Annotated in this window: 18 protein-coding genes and 1 pseudogene; 18 read left to right on the top strand and 1 reads right to left on the bottom strand. The window is 52.5% G+C overall.

What is annotated here, in order from left to right; genetic code table 11:
- Positions 1-9 precede the first annotated feature (9 nt).
- The 10 genes from NI21_RS0111860 (at position 10) to NI21_RS0111810 (ending at position 12858) form a co-directional block, all read left to right on the top strand.
- Positions 10-921: a C39 family peptidase gene (locus NI21_RS0111860; RefSeq protein WP_052084084.1), complete on the top strand. Its 912-nt coding sequence runs from the start codon at positions 10-12 to the stop codon at positions 919-921.
- Positions 922-1684: 763 nt separating this feature from the next.
- Positions 1685-4288 carry an ATP-dependent chaperone ClpB gene (clpB, locus tag NI21_RS0111850; RefSeq protein WP_033126396.1) on the top strand — a complete coding sequence of 868 codons (2604 nt, stop codon included), beginning with the start codon at positions 1685-1687 and terminating at the stop codon, positions 4286-4288.
- Positions 4289-4467: 179 nt separating this feature from the next.
- Positions 4468-5820, top strand: a complete 1353-nt coding sequence (locus tag NI21_RS0111845) for a DNA polymerase IV (RefSeq protein WP_033126395.1) — start codon at positions 4468-4470, stop codon at positions 5818-5820.
- Between the two features lie 95 nt (positions 5821-5915).
- Complete coding sequence (locus NI21_RS0111840; RefSeq protein ID WP_033126394.1) at positions 5916-6992, top strand: hypothetical protein; 1077 nt, start codon at positions 5916-5918, stop codon at positions 6990-6992.
- A 134-nt stretch (positions 6993-7126) separates the two neighbouring features.
- The gene (locus NI21_RS0111835; protein WP_033126393.1) at positions 7127-7996 is read left to right on the top strand and encodes a YitT family protein; all 870 of its coding nucleotides are present in this window, start codon (positions 7127-7129) and stop codon (positions 7994-7996) included.
- A gap of 133 nt (positions 7997-8129) precedes the next feature.
- Positions 8130-9341, top strand: a complete 1212-nt coding sequence (locus NI21_RS0111830; RefSeq protein WP_033126392.1) for an ATP-grasp enzyme — start codon at positions 8130-8132, stop codon at positions 9339-9341.
- Positions 9342-9369: 28 nt separating this feature from the next.
- Entirely contained in the window at positions 9370-10086 is a 717-nt protein-coding gene (locus NI21_RS0111825; protein ID WP_033126391.1) for an aspartate/glutamate racemase family protein, read from the top strand.
- Between the two features lie 44 nt (positions 10087-10130).
- A complete protein-coding gene (locus NI21_RS0111820) occupies positions 10131-11663 on the top strand; it encodes a Mur ligase family protein (RefSeq protein WP_033126390.1) in 1533 nt (510 codons plus the stop codon).
- 39 nt (positions 11664-11702) lie between these two features.
- Positions 11703-12539: a class I SAM-dependent methyltransferase gene (locus tag NI21_RS0111815; protein WP_052084083.1), complete on the top strand. Its 837-nt coding sequence runs from the start codon at positions 11703-11705 to the stop codon at positions 12537-12539.
- Positions 12529-12858 carry a cupin domain-containing protein gene (locus NI21_RS0111810; RefSeq protein WP_033126389.1) on the top strand — a complete coding sequence of 110 codons (330 nt, stop codon included), beginning with the start codon at positions 12529-12531 and terminating at the stop codon, positions 12856-12858. The genes NI21_RS0111815 and NI21_RS0111810 overlap by 11 nt, the downstream gene beginning before the upstream one ends.
- Positions 12859-12908: 50 nt before the next feature.
- Here NI21_RS0111810 and NI21_RS0111805 read toward each other — a convergent pair whose 3' ends face one another.
- Complete coding sequence (locus tag NI21_RS0111805) at positions 12909-13808, bottom strand: hypothetical protein (protein ID WP_369792810.1); 900 nt, start codon at positions 13806-13808, stop codon at positions 12909-12911.
- A gap of 193 nt (positions 13809-14001) precedes the next feature.
- Between NI21_RS0111805 and NI21_RS0111800 the strand changes: the two genes are divergently transcribed.
- From NI21_RS0111800 to NI21_RS0111775, 8 genes and pseudogenes are all read left to right on the top strand, one after another.
- A complete protein-coding gene (locus NI21_RS0111800) occupies positions 14002-14538 on the top strand; it encodes a GNAT family N-acetyltransferase (protein WP_033126387.1) in 537 nt (178 codons plus the stop codon).
- 55 nt (positions 14539-14593) lie between these two features.
- Positions 14594-15073, top strand: coding sequence for an MGMT family protein (locus NI21_RS0111795; RefSeq protein WP_033126386.1), 480 nt, complete (start codon positions 14594-14596; stop codon positions 15071-15073).
- A gap of 142 nt (positions 15074-15215) precedes the next feature.
- Positions 15216-15365 (top strand): annotated as a pseudogene (locus tag NI21_RS17080) (DUF3781 domain-containing protein); the annotation flags it as partial.
- 25 nt (positions 15366-15390) lie between these two features.
- Positions 15391-15735 (top strand): DUF3795 domain-containing protein, encoded by a 345-nt coding sequence (locus NI21_RS15910; RefSeq protein ID WP_369792809.1) that lies wholly within the window; start codon positions 15391-15393, stop codon positions 15733-15735.
- Positions 15736-15767: 32 nt separating this feature from the next.
- Positions 15768-16259 (top strand): hypothetical protein, encoded by a 492-nt coding sequence (locus NI21_RS15905; RefSeq protein ID WP_242842857.1) that lies wholly within the window; start codon positions 15768-15770, stop codon positions 16257-16259.
- A 3-nt stretch (positions 16260-16262) separates the two neighbouring features.
- The gene (locus NI21_RS17075) at positions 16263-16496 is read left to right on the top strand and encodes a GNAT family N-acetyltransferase (RefSeq protein ID WP_242842856.1); all 234 of its coding nucleotides are present in this window, start codon (positions 16263-16265) and stop codon (positions 16494-16496) included.
- 40 nt (positions 16497-16536) lie between these two features.
- A complete protein-coding gene (locus tag NI21_RS0111780; protein ID WP_033126385.1) occupies positions 16537-16866 on the top strand; it encodes an inorganic pyrophosphatase in 330 nt (109 codons plus the stop codon).
- Entirely contained in the window at positions 16863-17645 is a 783-nt protein-coding gene (locus NI21_RS0111775; protein WP_033126384.1) for a class I SAM-dependent methyltransferase, read from the top strand. Before NI21_RS0111780 ends, NI21_RS0111775 begins: the two co-directional genes overlap by 4 nt.
- Positions 17646-17653 lie beyond the last annotated feature (8 nt).

The following is a 17653-nucleotide window of genomic DNA, read 5'->3' as shown; positions in this document are numbered from 1 at the left end:
AAGACAGACATGATACATAGCAGAAAAGACAAAAATCAAAGGTCTGCAGATGGCAGCAAAGGGATAAAGGAACAGAGGGAAAGAAGGAAAACACAGAGACTGATACTGGGGACAGCTGTCCTGATTTTGGCGGTGGGCATTGCGGGGGGCTTTGCCATGCACCATGCCTCCCAGGAGAAGGCCCGGGAGGCGGCGCAGCAGAGGGAGGAAGAGCGCCAGGAAGAGAAAGCCCGGGAGGAGGAGGAGCTGACGCCTGAGGAGGAGAAGGCCCGGGAGATCGCCGAAGTCAAGGAGCAGGCCAGAGAGGAGGGCTGCCCGGAGGAGATCATCGGCCTTATCGACCAGAACGAGGAGACCCTGGATTTTGTGCGGGACTATGCTGAGAACAAGGACAAGCCTGTGCCGGAGACGGTGGAGGCCTCCACAGGGACCGGAACCATTCCCCACTATCTCCAGTGGGACGAACGGTGGGGCTACAGCTCCTACGGCACCAGCACCATCGCCTCCAGCGGATGCGGCCCGACCTGCATGTCCATGGTCATTGTAGGACTCACCGGGGACACGACGGCCACTCCCTACCGGCTTGCGAGGTACAGTGAGGAGAACGGCTTCATCGACGAGGAGAACAATACCTACTGGGCCTTCCTTGACAGCGCGGCCCGCCAGTGGGGGCTGAACTGCCGGGAGGGAATGATGGACGAGGGCACCCTCGCCGCCCAGCTGCAGGCAGGTAACCCGGTGATCTGCAGCATGCTGCCGGGAGATTTCACGGACGGGGGACATTTCATCGTGCTCACCAGCTATGAGAACGGCCAGGTGACGGTCAACGACCCCTTCAGCATCAGCAACACAGAGAAGACCTGGAACTACAGCGACATCTCCGACCAGATCAAGGAGATGTGGACGGTCTCCAGGGCATGAGGGAAAAATTATCTGAAAGGGAGCGGACAGAGGATGTTCCGCTCCCTTTTTCTATGGCTTTACCGTATGAGCGAGAAACAGAATGACAGGGGAATATTCAGGGTGTTATAATAGGGTAAATAGATTGAGAACGTGGAAGTTAAAGAGGTTAAAAAATTATGGAAAAAGAGAAAATCAGGTTTATATGTTTTTTGTTTGCTTCAATATGTTTCTTTATAGTGGCAATAATGAATTTTATGGATAAGAATACTGCCCCGGCAATAACATTTTTATTATTAGGTATTTCATTTTTACTTTTGTCAACTACACATTTAAAAAATGATCAATAAGTACAATTCCTAATGTCTGGAGCTGTCGAAAATGAGAATAAATTTCCGGACGCAAATAATCGTTTCTATGATTTTAATTATTATGGGATTTATAAGTTCTTTATGGTTCACTAAGGATATGTACTATAATCTTGCGTGGGCTTTTACAGGTTTTCTTTTTTTCATTAACCCTGTATATCCTATAAATATAACAGATTTAGAACAAGACAAAGTGAAAAAGGGAATACGAATAGCAGGGATGATTTTAGTTTTTATCGGATTAACAAATGGATTTGGTGTTTAAATCCTAATTTGCTAACCGGAAGATTGAAAAAATTCAGAAAATAGCACTCGAGTGTTGACAGCGCTAACAAAAAGTGTTATAGTTCTAATAGAACAGGAAAACCAGGTGCCTGAGAGGGCACCTTTTCAGTGAAAGGCAAGGAGGGACCTTTATGAATATAAATAAATTTACACAGAAATCCCTACAGGCAGTCCAGGACTGCGAAAAGACAGCAATGGAGTATGGCAACCAGGAGATCGAGCAGGAGCATCTTCTCTACGCTCTGCTGACCCAGGATGACAGCCTGATCCTAAAGATGATGGAAAAAATGGGCCTGGATAAAAATCTGGTCATTGACCGGGTGGAGCAGGCCATAGCAAAGCGCCCCAAGGTGCAGGGCGGCCAGCCCTATGTGGGGCAGTACCTCAACAAGGCGCTCATAAGCGCTGAGGATGAGATGAAGCAGATGGGAGATGAGTATGTCTCTGTGGAGCATCTGTTCCTGGCTCTTCTGAAGCATCCAAGCAGAGAGATGAAACAGCTCTTCCGGGAGCTTGGCATTTCCAGGGAAGGCTTTCTGCAGGCACTCTCCACAGTGAGAGGAAACCAGAAGGTGACAAGCGACAACCCGGAGGCTACCTACGATACACTGAACAAGTACGGCACAGACCTGGTGGACAGAGCCAGAGAGCAGAAGCTGGATCCGGTCATTGGGCGTGACAATGAGATCCGCAACGTGGTCCGGATCCTGTCCCGTAAGACGAAGAATAATCCGGTCCTCATCGGTGAGCCCGGCGTCGGCAAGACAGCCGTCGTGGAGGGCCTGGCCCAGAGGATCGTCAGCGGAGATGTGCCGGAGACGCTGAAGGACAAGACTATCTTCTCCCTGGACATGGGAGCTCTGGTGGCCGGCGCAAAATACAGAGGCGAGTTTGAGGAGCGTCTGAAGGCTGTTCTGGAGGAAGTCAAGAACAGCGACGGCAAGATCATCCTCTTTATCGATGAGCTCCACACCATCGTGGGAGCGGGAAAGACAGACGGCGCCATGGACGCCGGCAACATGTTAAAGCCCATGCTGGCGCGGGGCGAGCTCCACTGCATCGGAGCGACTACGCTGGATGAGTACAGACAGTATATAGAGAAGGATGCGGCTCTGGAGAGACGTTTCCAGCCGGTTATGGTGGATGAGCCCACAGTGGAGGATGCTATCTCTATCCTCCGTGGATTGAAGGAGAGGTATGAGGTCTTCCACGGCGTGAAGATCACAGACGGCGCCCTTGTGGCGGCGGCCACCCTCTCACACAGATATATCTCTGACCGGTTCCTGCCGGACAAGGCCATTGACCTGGTGGATGAGGCCTGCGCCATGATCAAGACAGAGCTTGACTCCATGCCGGCAGAGCTGGATGAGCTTCGCCGGAAGGTGATGCAGCTTGAGATCGAGGAGGCAGCCCTCAAGAAGGAGGACGACCGCCTCAGCCAGGAGCGCCTGGAGCATCTGCAGCAGGAGCTGGCAGAGATGAGGAGCGAGTTCGCCACCAGAAAGGCTCAGTGGGACAACGAGAAGGTAAGCGTGGAGCGGGTACAGAAGCTCCGCGAGCAGATCGAGCAGATCCGGGGCGATATCCAGAAGGCGCAGCAGTCCTATGACCTGGAGAAGGCGGCAGAGCTGCAGTACGGTAAGCTGCCTGAGCTTCAGAAGACGCTGGAGGCCGAGGAGGCGAAGGTGAAGGACGAGGATCTCTCTCTTGTGCACGAGAGTGTGACGGAGGACGAGATCGCCAAGATTGTCTCCAAATGGACGGGTATCCCGGTGGCCAAGCTGAACGAGAGCGAGAGGAGCAAGACGCTGCATCTGGCAGACGAGCTCCACAAGAGAGTTGTAGGCCAGGACGAGGCCGTGGAGCTTGTGACCGAGGCTATCATCCGGTCCAAGGCGGGCATCAAGGATCCCACCAGACCCATCGGCTCCTTCCTCTTCCTTGGCCCCACAGGCGTGGGCAAGACGGAGCTGGCAAAGGCACTGGCCCAGAGTCTGTTTGACGATGAGAACAATATGGTCCGCATCGATATGAGTGAGTACATGGAGAAATACTCTGTGTCCAGGCTCATCGGAGCGCCTCCGGGATACGTGGGGTACGATGAGGGCGGACAGCTGACCGAGGCGGTTCGGAGAAAGCCCTACTCCGTAGTCCTCTTTGACGAGGTGGAGAAGGCTCACCCGGATGTCTTTAACGTGCTCCTCCAGGTGCTGGATGACGGCCGTATCACGGACTCCCAGGGGCGGACGGTGGACTTCAAGAATACCATCCTCATTATGACCTCCAATATCGGATCATCCTACCTGCTGGAGGGGATTGACGAGAATGGCAATATCAGCGAGGCCAGCCAGAAGGCAGTGACAGAGGATCTGCGGGCTCATTTCCGCCCGGAGTTCCTGAACCGTCTGGACGAGATCATCATGTTCAAGCCTCTGACCAGAGACAACATTTACCACATCATTGACCTGCTTGTGGCAGATGTGAACCGCCGTCTGAAGGAGAAGGAGGTCAGCATTGAGCTGACCGAGGCCGCTAAGGCCCGCATCGTGGAGGGCGGCTACGAGCCCATGTACGGTGCAAGGCCGCTGAAGAGATATCTCCAGAAGAATGTGGAGACCACTGCCGCAAGGCTGATGCTGGAGGGCAATGTGGGAAGCGGCGACACGATCCTCATAGACGACGAGAACGGAAAGCTGACAGCCAGGGTGAAGGAAGGACTGACTGCCACGGATTGATCCGCCAGGCATTGCAGAAGCGACAGCAGGAAGCAACAGTAAGAAGCAACAGTAAAGGGAGACGTTTCACAGGGGCGTCTCCCTTTTTTGTGATTTGATTAACCTTGTTGACATTTCCGGCGGGCCGGATACAATAATGAAATAAGAAATCCCAAGCTTCCAGGAGAGGAGGAGAGCCCATGTCCCGCATCATATTTCACATAGACGTCAATTCAGCGTATCTGAGCTGGACCGCTGTGGAGCAGCTGAAAAGCGGCGCTAAGCTTGACATCAGGACTATTCCCGCCATCATAGGAGGGGACCGGAAATCCAGACACGGCGTCGTGCTGGCCAAATCCATCCCGGCAAAAAAGTATGGGATACACACCGGGGAGCCGGTGGCAAATGCTCTGCGGAAATGTCCGGATATCCACATGGAGCCGCCCAACCATGCCCTGTACCACGAGTACAGCAGAAGGCTCATGGACTTTCTGCACACCTACACGCCGGATATCGAGCAGGTCAGCGTGGACGAGTGCTACCTGGACTTTACCGGCATCGCCCACAGGTATCACTCCTGCGTGTCCGCAGCCTTTGAGATCAAGGACAGGGTGCGGGAGAAATTCGGGTTTACAGTCAATATAGGCATCTCCACCAACAAGCTGCTGGCCAAGATGGCCTCAGATTTTGAAAAGCCGGACAGGGTCCACACCCTTTTTCCAGAAGAAATTAAGGTGAAGATGTGGCCCCTCCCTGTCCGGGAGCTGTATATGGCCGGCGGCTCCAGCGTGGAGACCCTGAAGAAGCTGGGCATCCGCACCATTGGGGAGCTGGCCCAGGCGGACCCGAAGATACTGGAGCTGCATCTGAAAAGCCACGGCAGGATGCTGTGGAATTATGCCAATGGCATCGATGACTCCCCTGTGGTTACCTGGAAGACAGAGGCAAAGGGCATCGGCAACTCCACCACCCTGCCTGCGGATGTGACAGAGCGGGGGGAGGCCGCAAAGATCCTCCTTAAGCTGGCGGAAAGCGTAGGAGGAAGGCTCAGGAAGGCCGGGCAGAAGGCGGGCATGGTCAGCGTGGAGATCAAGTACGCAACCTTTGAGACAAGCTCCCATCAGAAGCAGCTCTTCGGGGAGACGGCGAGCGATACCGTGATCTATCAGGCGGCTATGGAGCTCTTTGACGAGCTGTGGGACGGACGCCCCATCCGCCTCCTTGGCATCCGCACCTCCAAGCTGGTGAGAGAAGACGAGCCCTGGCAGATGAGCATCTTTGACCTGCCCCAGGCGCCGGCGCAGACGGGACGAAGGATGGCTAACAACGGACCTGGAAAGAAGGATCCCGGACAGAAAACCCCCGGAAGGGCAGGAGGCGTGCGGGGAGACGAGATGGCAGAGGCCGGGAAGCCGGAGAGGAGCTCCGCAAACGCCCTGAAGCAGGAGAAGCTGTCCCGGGCCCTGGATCAGATCCGCCAGAGATTTGGGGAGGACGCGGTGGTGCGGGGCAGCTTTCTCAAAAAGGCGGAGGATACGGAAGATGATATATAAAGGAGAGACCCTGGAAGTTGCTCTGCCTGTCTGCTATAATGACACATATAATATATTGAAGCAGCAGTGCCCGCAGGACAGGAAAGGATGAAAATATGCAGCTTTTATTAAAGGATCACCCGGTTATGGAAATACAGGACAATGGCGCCTGCCGTATTCTGGATCATGACAGGCTGCCGTTTGCCCTAAGAAAAGACAGGGTTTCTCTGGAGGATTTTATAGAGTGGGCGTCGGGGAGGACTCTCTCCATAGGGAGGAGCTATGCCAAGGAGATCCTGAACACTCTCCGGCTGTCTCAGACAAACCGGTATGCGGTGTGCAAGGCCTGCCGGGGATTAAATCTCGAGGATGCCTACTGGATCCGGCAGGATGGAGATGAGAAGACATGGCAGGAGGTCGATCTGTACCATAATCCTTTGTCTCTCTTTGTGACAGAGGTTTCCCTGTCAGGAACCAATGTCCATTATACGGCAGAGACCCGTGAGACAAGGGAATTACACACGCCGGAGCTGACAACGCTGGGAGCCAGCGCCAAGGGCTGGATACGGAGAGACGGAACACTCTATCTCCACAAGGTGGGAAAATATGAGATCCCCGTAGACCAGATTTTGACGGCCCTGGATATTCCCCATATCCACTATCAGCTCTCTACTGAGGAGGAGACAGACTCCTATCTGACGGAGGAGAGAAAACAGTGGATCAGGGGAGTGGGGGAAGCGGTGGTCAACTCCCGGATCTTTACATCGGAGGATGTGTCCCTTGTGACATTTGAAGAGTTCCGGATCTACTGTGAAAATAATGGTATGAACGCTTTCAGGGAAGCATTTGAATTTAACAATGAATTTTATATAGGGATGCAGATTGCAGACTATCTTCTCAATAATAATGACCGGCATGAGCAGAACTGGGGCTTTCTCATGGACAATGCCACGGGAAAGCTGACCAGGTATTGCCCGCTTTTTGACCACGATCACGCATTTTCTTCCTATGAAAATATCCTGTCCCAGACGACGGAATTTACTTCCACCTTAAAGGAGGCGGCCCGGGAGGCATGGGATCAGCTTCCCATGGACCTTCGGGTACTGGATGAGATGGACAGGCCAGAGCTTTTAAGTGAGCAGCAGTGGAGAGACGTGCTGGGGAGAAAAGAGGAGCTGGAACGCGGACTGTGATGACACAGGTGATTGACAGACCTGCGGCAGACCGATATAATGAATAAGTAAAAGAGCAGCAGCGAATTATATTTTTATAGTTTGCAGCTGCTTTTTTGTTGTGACATAGTGTGTATGAAAGGAAGGCAGAATAAATGAAAAGCATTAACTGGAAAGAGACGGGCATAGACATACTGGTGGATATCTTCGCGGGTATGGTCATTGCCATTGGAATTTATAACTTTGCCCTCAACGCGAACTTCCCGGTGGCGGGATTTTCCGGGATGGCTATTATCCTGTATCATCTGTTGGGAATTCCGGTGGGGGCGGGAACCATCCTGCTGAATGTGCCGGTAGCGGTCTTCTGCTACAAATTTCTGGGCAGGACATTCTTCCTGAAATCCGTCAAGACGACAATTATCTCCTCTATCCTGATGGACTATGTGTCGCCCCTTCTCCCGGTATACGACGGGGACAGACTTCTGGCGGCTCTGTGCATGGGAGTGCTGACAGGGCTGGGCTACGCCCTGATTTTCATGAGGGGCTCTTCCACAGGGGGGCAGGATTTCATCAGCATGTCCATCAAGAAAGTAAAGCCCCACATGACGCTGGGCGTGATCACCTTTGTGCTGGATATGCTGACTATCCTGCTGGGAAGCGTGCTCGTGTTCAAGGATGTGGACGGCTTTATTTACGGACTTATCGTGACCTACCTCATGGCCACGGTCATGGACCGGATCATGTACGGAATAGACGAGGGAAAGATGACCCTGATCGTCACAGACAAGGGCAGGGAGGTTTCCGGCAAGATCGACGAATATCTGGACAGAGGATCTACCATCATCAAGGGAACCGGCAGCTACACGGGTCAGGAGAAGGACATTGTCATGTGCGCCAGCAACAACAAGGAAATGTACACCATCAAGAGGCTGGCCAGACAGGTGGATCCCAAATCCTTCACCATCATTATGGAGTCAAACGAGGTAGTGGGAGAGGGATTCAAGGAAGAGCTGGAGGAGCTGTAAACAGGATCCATGGAGACGGATGTCAAAAGGGGCATAAAAGGGCATATAAAAGGGGCCCATTACTTGACAAGCCAGGGTGTTCCTGCGTTATAATATGCTGGTATAAATCTGTACGGAGAGAAGGTCAGAAAGCATGGAATTTAAAGAGAGAACATTCATTCCCGTCCTCCTTGGCGGGGATATCAATACCTACAGCGTGGCGCGGGCTTTTTACGAGCAGTACCAGGTGAAATCATACGTCTTTGGAAAGTATCAGACAGGACCCAGCTTCAACAGCCAGATCACAGTCTATGAGGGAAATCCGAAGATCGATACAGACGACTATTTTCTGGAGAGGATCAGCCGTTTCGCCGGAGAACACAGCGATAAGAAGATCCTGCTTATCGGCTGCGGGGACAGCTATGTAGCGCTGGCAAGCCGGCATAAAAAGGAGCTCCCGGACAATGTCATTGCCCCTTACATTGACTTTGATCTGATGGACAGCCTACAGCAGAAGGAGCGGTTTTACCAGCTCTGCGAGAAGCACGGTGTGGACTATCCAAAGACCATCGTGTACAAAAAGGAGATGGGCCTTGATTTTGCCTGCGACTTCCCCTACCCGGTGATCCTGAAGCCCTCCAACAGCATTGCCTACTGGGAGCATCCCTTCCCGACCCAGAACAAGATCTACAAGCCGGGAAGCAGGAAAGAGCTGGAGGAGATCATCACCCAGATTTACGATGCGGGATACGACGATGACCTCATTATCCAGGACATGATACCGGGAAATGACGAGTACATGCGGGTCCTCACATCCTACTCAGACCAGAACGGGAAGGTGAAGATGATGTGCCTGGGACATGTGCTCCTGGAGGAACACACCCCTCACGGCCTGGGCAATCACGCGGTCATCATCACAGAGCCAAACAGAGAGCTCATGGGAAGGGTGAAAAACCTTCTGGAGGATCTCCACTATGTGGGATTTTCCAACTTTGATATCAAGTACGACAGAAGAGACGGCACCTACCGCTTCTTTGAGATCAACACGAGGCAGGGGCGCAGCAACTACTACGTGACAGGCTCAGGCTTTAATGTGGCGAAATATTTCGTGGAGGACTACATTTATAACCGGGAGCTGCCCTACGAGGAGGCCACCGAGGAGCACCTCTGGATGACGGTACCAAAGGGCGTCGCCTACAAGCATGTGAAGGATCCCGCCATGGTGGCGAAGATGAAGAAGCTTGTGAAAGAAGGCAAAATGGTCAACCCTGTCTTCATGCGGGGAGATTTAAAGCCCATGCGTTTTCTGCGGATGCTGAAGACCCACTGGAAGCAGTACGGCTATTTCAATAAATATTACCAGTAGACTGGCAGGGATAAGTAGAGGAGAGCCAATGGAAGAAGGAAAAGGAAAAAAGATACTCGGCGTGATCGGGGGCATGGGACCGGAGGCCACCAGCTATTTCTACGAGAATGTCATCACCCACACAAAGGCGCAGAAGGACCAGGACCATCTGAACATGGTGATCTTAAGCCACGCCGACATACCGGACCGCACGGAGGCTATCAAGAGCGGAGAAAGCCAGAGACTGATCCGCATGCTGCAGGAGGATGCGAGGACACTGGAAAAGCTGGGAGCGGCCAACATTGCCATCACCTGCAATACGTCCCACTATTACTACGACCAGATCCAGAAGGCTGTGTCCATCCCCATCATCAACATGATCCATGAGAGCGTGGCGTATGCGGTGAGGGAGCTGCCGGATGTGAAGCGGATCGGTATTATGGGGACAGACGGGACCATCGGCTCCCGGATCTATCACAAGGAGTGCAGAAAGCTGGGGGTGACGCCGGTGAAGCCCTCGCCGGAGAGACAGAAGGACGTGATGTCTCTCATTTACGATGACATCAAGAGCGGAAAGCGGGGAGACAGAGCTAAATTTGACCGGGTCATGAGCGAGTTCATGAGAAAAAACTGCGACGCGGTGATCCTGGCCTGCACGGAGCTGTCTGTATTTAAGGGAAAGCACGAGATACCTACCATGTGTCTGGACGCCATGGACGTGCTGGTGCGGGAGGCCATCCTGCGCTCAGGGGCGGAGTATCAGTAGAAACCAGTCATACATAAGAAAATCATTGAGGGAGATTGTTAAAAATGGGAAAGATGCAGTATTATACCGTAAAGGACTATGTGGAGCTGCTTGAAACAAGGGATATGCTCCTGGAGGCAGACGTGGAGGGAGCGCAGGATCATGTGATCCGCACACTTACCTACAACTCAAAGGAGGCCGGAGCCGACACCCTGTTTATCTGCAAGGGGGCGGCCTTCAAGCTGGCCTATCTGCGGGAGGCCCTGGAGAGGGGAGCAGTCTGCTATATCAGCGAGAAGGCCTTTGACCTGGAGCGGCAGGTGCCCTGTATTCTTGTGAAGGATATCAGGGAGGCTATGTCCGTTCTGGCCAATTTCTTCTACAACCGTCCCTGGGAGGACCTGGTGGTGACAGGTATCGGGGGGACGAAGGGAAAATCCACCTCCGCCTACTATATGAAGGCAGTGGTGGACGACTACATGGCGGCTCAGGGGAAGAAGGAGAGCGCCGTCATTTCTTCCATTGATATCTACGATGGCAAGAGCCTGGTGGAGTCCCACATCACAACGCCGGAGGCAGTGGAGCTGCAGCAGCACCTTCGCAACGCCCTGGACTGCGGTATTGAGTACGCTCAGATGGAGGTCTCCTCTCAGGCGCTGAAATATCACCGGGTGGACGATATGCGGTTTGACGCGGCCATTTTCCTCAATATCTCGGAAGACCACATCAGTCCCATTGAGCACAAGGACTTTGAGGACTATTTCACATCCAAGATGCGCATGTTTGCCAAGGCGGACCGGGCTTTTGTCAACCTGGACGCGGATTACATCGACCGTATACTGACATACGCAAAGGACGCGAAAGAGTTTTATACCTTCAGTACAAAGAAGCCGGAGGCGGATTTTTACGCCTACAACATCCGCAAGGACGGACACGAGACGCTGTTCTTTGTGAAATGCGCTGACTTTGACGAGGAGTTTGTCCTTACCATGCCCGGGCTTTTCAATGTGGAAAACGCCCTGGGCGTTATAGCGGCGGCCACAAAGCTGGGGATTCCAAGAGAGTATATCCACTCCGGCCTCAAGAGGGCCAGGTCCAGCGGCCGCATGGAGCTCTATGCAAGCGAGGATAAGACGAAGATTGCCATCGTGGACTACGCCCACAACAAGCTGAGCTTTGAGAAGCTGTTCTCCTCCATGAAGGAGGAATACCCGGATTACGATATTATCTCCATCTTCGGCTGCCCGGGAGGGAAGGCCCTGATCCGCCGCCGGGATCTGGGAACTGTGGCAGGCCAGTACGCAAAGAAGGTTTACCTTGTGGCGGAGGATCCGGGATATGAGCCGGTGGCTGACATATCTGCTGATATTGCCCAGTACGTAAAGGCCCAAAACTGTCCCTATGAGATGATCGAGGACCGGGGCGAGGCCATAAAGGCCGCCATCGAGAGCTCTCAGGGGAAGACTCTCTTCCTCATTACCGGAAAGGGTGCCGAGACAAGGCAGAAGTACGGCAGCGACTACCTGGACTGCCCCTCTGATGTGGACTATGTGAAGAAATATCTGACAGAGTACGACGAGAGAGCAGAGGGCAAATAGGAGGGACAACAGGAGCCAGGAAAATAAGGGGCGGAGAAAATGGAGATAGCTGACAGGAGGATAGACGGGGGAAAGCCCTTTGACTGGGGCAGAACGTCTGAAGATTACGCAAAATACAGGGACATCTATCCACCGGAATTTTATCGGAGGATCCTGGACCGGGGACTGTGCAGGGACGGCCAGCGGGTGCTGGACCTGGGAACCGGGACAGGAGTGCTCCCGAGAAATCTGTATGCATATGGGGCAAGGTGGACAGGGGTGGACATTTCCGAAGAGCAGATCCGGCAGGCCCGGCTCTTATCAGAGGATATGGACATCCGCTATCTTGCTGCATCGGCAGAGGAGCTGGATTTCCCGGATCGGTCCTTTGACGTGGTCACGGCCTGCCAGAGTTTCTGGTATTTTGACCACGGGAAGCTTATGCCGGAGCTCTGCCGTCTGCTGGAGCCTGGCGGACGGATCCTGATCCTTTACATGGCCTGGCTGCCCTTTGAGGACCGGATTGCCGGGGAGAGCGAAAGGCTGGTCCTGAAATACAGCCCAAACTGGAGCGGTGCCAAAGAGACCATGCGGCCCATCAGGATACCGGATGTCTACAAAGAGAAGTTTGAGCTTGTGTATCACGAAGAATTTCCCCTGCAGGTTTCTTTTACCCGTGAGAGCTGGCATGGGAGGATGCGGGCCTGCCGGGGAGTTGGCGCTTCACTGACAGAGGCGGAGATTGCCCTGTGGGAGGAAGAGCACAGGAAGCTCCTTGAGAAGATTGCCCCTGAGAATTTCGAGATCCGGCACTACGGGGCTGTGGCTGAACTGAAAAAAGACAGGATGGATAAGAAGAAGGTCCGGCCTGGAAGGAGGAAGCAGTATGCTGATTAACTTTAACGCGATAGAGGAAATCCGGGTGCCCGGGATGAACGGCGGCACAGGCGAGATGTCCGCCAGGATGTTTATGGATCAGGGGGGAAAGATCATTCCCTGCCGTATTCACGCGGGCGGCTCCATAGGCATGCATCCTCATCCCACAAGCGATGATATAAACTATATCCTCTCCGGGACAGGGAAAGCTGTCTGTGACGGAAATGAGGAGCTGCTTGCTCCCGGCGTCTGTCATATCTGCAGGAAGGGCTCCGCGCACAGCATTGTCAACACCGGGAAGGAAGATCTGGTCATGCTGACCATTGTGGTGGAAAGATAAATCATACTTGTAATGAGGAGGGCAGGAAATTCCTGCCCTCAAGTCATATCTTATGTCTGCTTTGCCAGCTCCTGCACTGTCTCCGGGTCCACCTCCAGCTCCCTGGCAATGGCCTCAACAGATTTGCCCTTTGCCAGCTTCTTCTGGACCAGCTCCCGGAGCAGATCTGTCCTACCATCCTGGTAGCCGTCCTCGTACCCCTCCTGGTGCATGGCCTTCTCATATTTCTCCTGATCAAATGTCTCCAGAACCATCTGGATCACCTCCGATTTTTGCTCCAGCAGAATATCCCTCAGCACATTGTTTTCAATGCACGTATCCACTGCCTCTGAAACTGCCTCCCTGAGGGGGAGTGGCCGTTTCAGGTTCTCCCGGACTGTGTCCACGAAGATGGCGTACTCCTTCAGACGGCGGCACTTCTCCATCAGAGCCCTGTTGTGCCCGTAGTTGATGTTCAGCATCACGGTCTCGCACTCCAGGGCGGGCCGCCTGCCCTCCGGGTCTGCCTCAAAGAGATCGCTGAGCCGGAGCACCATCCTGTCAGGCTCCTCCCTTGTCCCGTTGTAGAACACGATGTGCTGGGGAAAGGGGAGTCTCTTGACTGCGCTGCTGTAGATGTTGATGCCATTTTTTACCATGTGCTTTTCGTACAGCCTTGCCAGATACAAAAGTCCCCGCAGGGGCATGTTCGGGTTGTAGGTGCTCTGGTGCTCGTACAGGCTTAAGGTGCCGCTGACGAGGAAGGAAAGGTCGTTCTTCATGGACAGATACAGGACGTTTCCCAGCGTGTTGATCTCCAGGGCGCCGGGGTCTGAGTAGTCCGTTCCGTTGACGGCGTTGTACAGGTCCAGAAGGTCAGCGGGCCGCTGGAAAATAAAGCGGAAAAGCCGGTCCTTGTACTGCCTGTCAGCCTGGGGATATTCTTCTGTTTTGGTCGAATACATTTTCAAATGCTACACTTCCATTAAAGAATGTCATTTTGAAATGACACAGGGGAAAAAGAATTTTCCGCCAAGTGGTTTACATTATACCTGACATAAAGCGGCCTGACAATAGGGCAAGGATAAAATTAAAGAAATCTTAAGACCGTCTCATTGCATGAGAGGGTGTGCTTTTATATAATGAGGGCAGGAGGTGGGAGGCATGGCGTTAAGACTGGTGAAGGGAAGTTATAAATATCGAGATCAGATGATCGAGATGCTGAAAGAGTGGATAGCTTATAATAATGCTCATCCTGAGGCTAATAAATCTCCAGCTGCTATCTTTAAAAATGATTACCATGATTTTGATTATTATTTGAGTCATCTGGAATATGCAGAGCCGCATGGCGGACTGGTTCCGGATTCCACTTTTTTCTGCCTGGATGATGAAAGAAATATCATGGTGGGCGCAGTCAATATCCGTCACGAGCTTAACGAGTATCTGCTGCAATATGGCGGTCATATCGGTGATGGCATAAGATCTGGCGAAAGAAGAAAAGGGTATGCCACTAAGATGATCAGTCTGGCTTTAGAAGAATGTAAGAAGCTGGGGATAAGGAAAGTGTTGATGGTATGCGATAAAGAAAATACAGGCTCGGCAAAATCAATCCTAAAAAATGGCGGCGTTCTGGAGAACGAAGTCATGCAGAGGGAACATGTTATGCAGAGATACTGGATCGATCTGAGGGAAGGAAATTAATCCGGTATGCAAAGACTGAGACACGGAGATGTTTTGAAAAAAGGAGGTGGGGGACATGGCAAATGAGGAGAAAAAGGATTTTAACGCAATGCTGCACAGGGAAACGGATATGCCCAAAATACAGATAGTCACGGATGAGGCCACTATAAAGAAATACGGCGGGGAGAGGATGTATTTTGCTCCGCCGGTCACCTATGACGAGATTATGAAAAAGGTTCCTTTCGGGAAAGTGATCACGGTCGGCGCCGTCAGGGAATACCTGGCAAAAAAGAACGACGCTGATTTTACAGACCCCATCACAGCCGGGATCTTCGTATCTATCGCGGCCTGGGCCAGCCATCAGCGCCGTGAAGACAAGACGCCTTACTGGCGGACCCTGAAGGCAAAGGGGGAACTGAACGCGAAATATCCCGGAGGCGTTGAAGCCCAGAAAGAGAAGCTGGAAGCAGAGGGGCACACCATCATCGAGAGAGGAAGGAAGAACATCAGATACTATGTGAAGGACTATGAGAAGTTCCTATTTGAGATTGAATAGAACGGAAGCTGACAAACCAGGGAGCTGCCACGGTCTGTCTGGGAGCCTCTGTGTTTGCGGCTTTATGCTGCCTGACCTTTGTGGCCGTACAGAGGTATCACCGTCCAAGGATTATCAGGTTGACAGAACGATAAAGACTAACTGTGTAGTGGACTGGTGTACAGAAAAGATCAGCTCTGACGATGCCCTTATCACTCGAAGAGGAAAAAACTGGTATGTGCAGGCAGACCATTGTATCATAACTGTAAACGCACACAGCTACACCATTATCACTGCTCACAGGGAGAGATAATAAGAGATAAAAGGAGAAACTGGATATGAAACGGGAACTGGGAATAGCAAGATGCGGTCTTGCCTGCTGTCTCTGCGGGGAGAATACAAGCTGTCATGGCTGCAATTCTGGAGAATGTCCGGATAAGGACTGGTGTGAGAATAGGAAATGTACTCTGGAGAAAGGCATTTCTCACTGCTCTGAGTGTGACCGGGACTGCAAAAAGGGGCTGCTCGGGAAAATCAAGCCCTATGGGTTTACACTGTTCATCAGGCGATACGGCGTGGAAGAATTGCTGGACTGCCTTGAGAGAAATGAAAAAACGGGGTTGTATACCACCGGGAAGGCGTATTCGGGGATTACGATGACTTTGAAGATGTGGAAGAGCTGATCCATTTTATTAAAACGGGAGAGCGGTAAACTTTGAGAGAGATAATAACAAATAAAGTGGAGGAATACCTGGCCAGGGAATACTGGTGCAGCCCATCCAGGCTGCATGCGAGCGGCGTCGTCTATACCGTCCATGGGACGGCTAACCGGCCCTGTATTAAGATCATGGCGTACAGAGACACGGTGGTTGTCTGCACGTCAAAGGATCTGGCCGGACGGGTAAGGACCCTGGTGGAGAACAAAAGCAGAGATGAGATTTTTGAGCTGCCGCTGGTTTACGGACAGACGATCCACTATGTGCCGGATCGGAATGACAGAGGCGAAGTGATGGCGCCGGCAGCCTTTGACAGTACCTTCCTTTACGGAGACGAAATTTTTTCGCTGAAGGGCCTGCAGGGATTTGACAATTCTCTGGCTTTTGATGACAGGGGGTATACACCCACGAGGGCTGCATTCATTGCAAGAGATCAAGATAAAATTATCGGCGTGTCCGGGGCGGCGCCAGTGTCACCGGAGGGCCTGTGAGAAGTGGGAGTGGATGTCCTGCCGGAATACAGAAATTCCGGAATGGGGACATACCTGGTGGCAAAGCTGACCCGTGAGCTCCTGAAGCGGGATATGGTTCCCTTTTATTCGGCTTCGGTGACCAATATAGGATCTCAGATGGTGGCGTCAAGATGCGGATACATACCCGCATGGGTGGACACGTATGGAACTGTTCTGGATGGGGGTTCGCCGTATGGCAATCTGCTACATATATAATGCATCGGATAAATAGAAGCGAATATCGAGGGAGAGGAGCATGCTGGGAAAAATCGTGAAAGTGACGGTGGACAGACCTCTGGGGAGCTGTCATCCGAAGCATCCGGATATCTGCTATCCTGTCAACTATGGATATGTGAAAGGGGTTATGGCTGCTGATGGAGAGGAACAGGACGTCTATATCCTGGGCGTGGATGTCCCTGTAAATGAATTTACAGGCAGAGTCATTGCCATTATCCACCGCCGTGACGATGTGGAGGATAAATGGGTGGCAGCGCCGGAGGGACAGACGTTTTCGGCGGAGGAGATAGAAGCCCGGGTGGAATTTCAGGAACAGTATTTTGAGTCGGAGGTGATTGCAGTATTATGAGTCGTACATTTGAATTTGACGGAGAAAAATACAAAAAGGCGTCCAGGCACCAGAAGGAGTGGAGCAGCAGTCTGATTGAAGAATTATCTCTGCGGGGCGATGAGAAAATACTGGATCTGGGCTGCGGAGACGGCTTGCTGACAGAGCAGCTGTCAGAGCTGGTGCCGGATGGAAAAGTTGTGGGAATAGACGCGTCTGCGGGAATGATCGCCGAGGCGCAGAGCCGGTCAAAGCCGAACCTGACGTTTGTGCAGATGGATATAAACGACATGGATTTTCAGAACGAGTTTGATGTCATTTTTTCCAATGCGGCGCTTCACTGGGTCAAGGATCACGGCAGACTCCTTAAAAACTCATTCAGGGCATTAAAGGATGGCGGCCGCCTCCTGTGGGATTTTGCAGGGGACGGAAACTGTTCCAACTTCTTTGCTGTCATCCGCAAAGAAATGGAAAGCGAAGAGTACAGGCAGTATTTTAAAGAGTTTGAGTGGCCCTGGTATATGCCGTCCAGGGAGGAGTATGCAAAGACAGTGGTCGCCTCCGGCTTTTCTTCCTATGGTATTACTGAGGTCAACAGAGACAGATTTTTCTCCGATGCGGATGAGATGATCAGGAGGATAGACCAGCCCAGCATCGTGCCTTTTATCAAGGTTCTTCCCGAGGGAGCAAAGGAAAAGTTTCGCGATGAGGTTGTCAGGGCTATGCTGGAGAGGGCGTTGCAGGCAGATGGGACCTGTTTTGAAACCTTCCGACGCATCCATGTAAGGGCGGATAAGTGATGAGAGGC

This window comes from Eubacterium sp. ER2 (assembly GCF_000765215.1).
GTDB lineage: Bacteria > Bacillota > Clostridia > Lachnospirales > Lachnospiraceae > Claveliimonas > Claveliimonas intestinigallinarum.
Note: the sequence above shows the minus strand (reverse complement) of the source record. Positions and strands in the feature narration are given on the sequence as shown.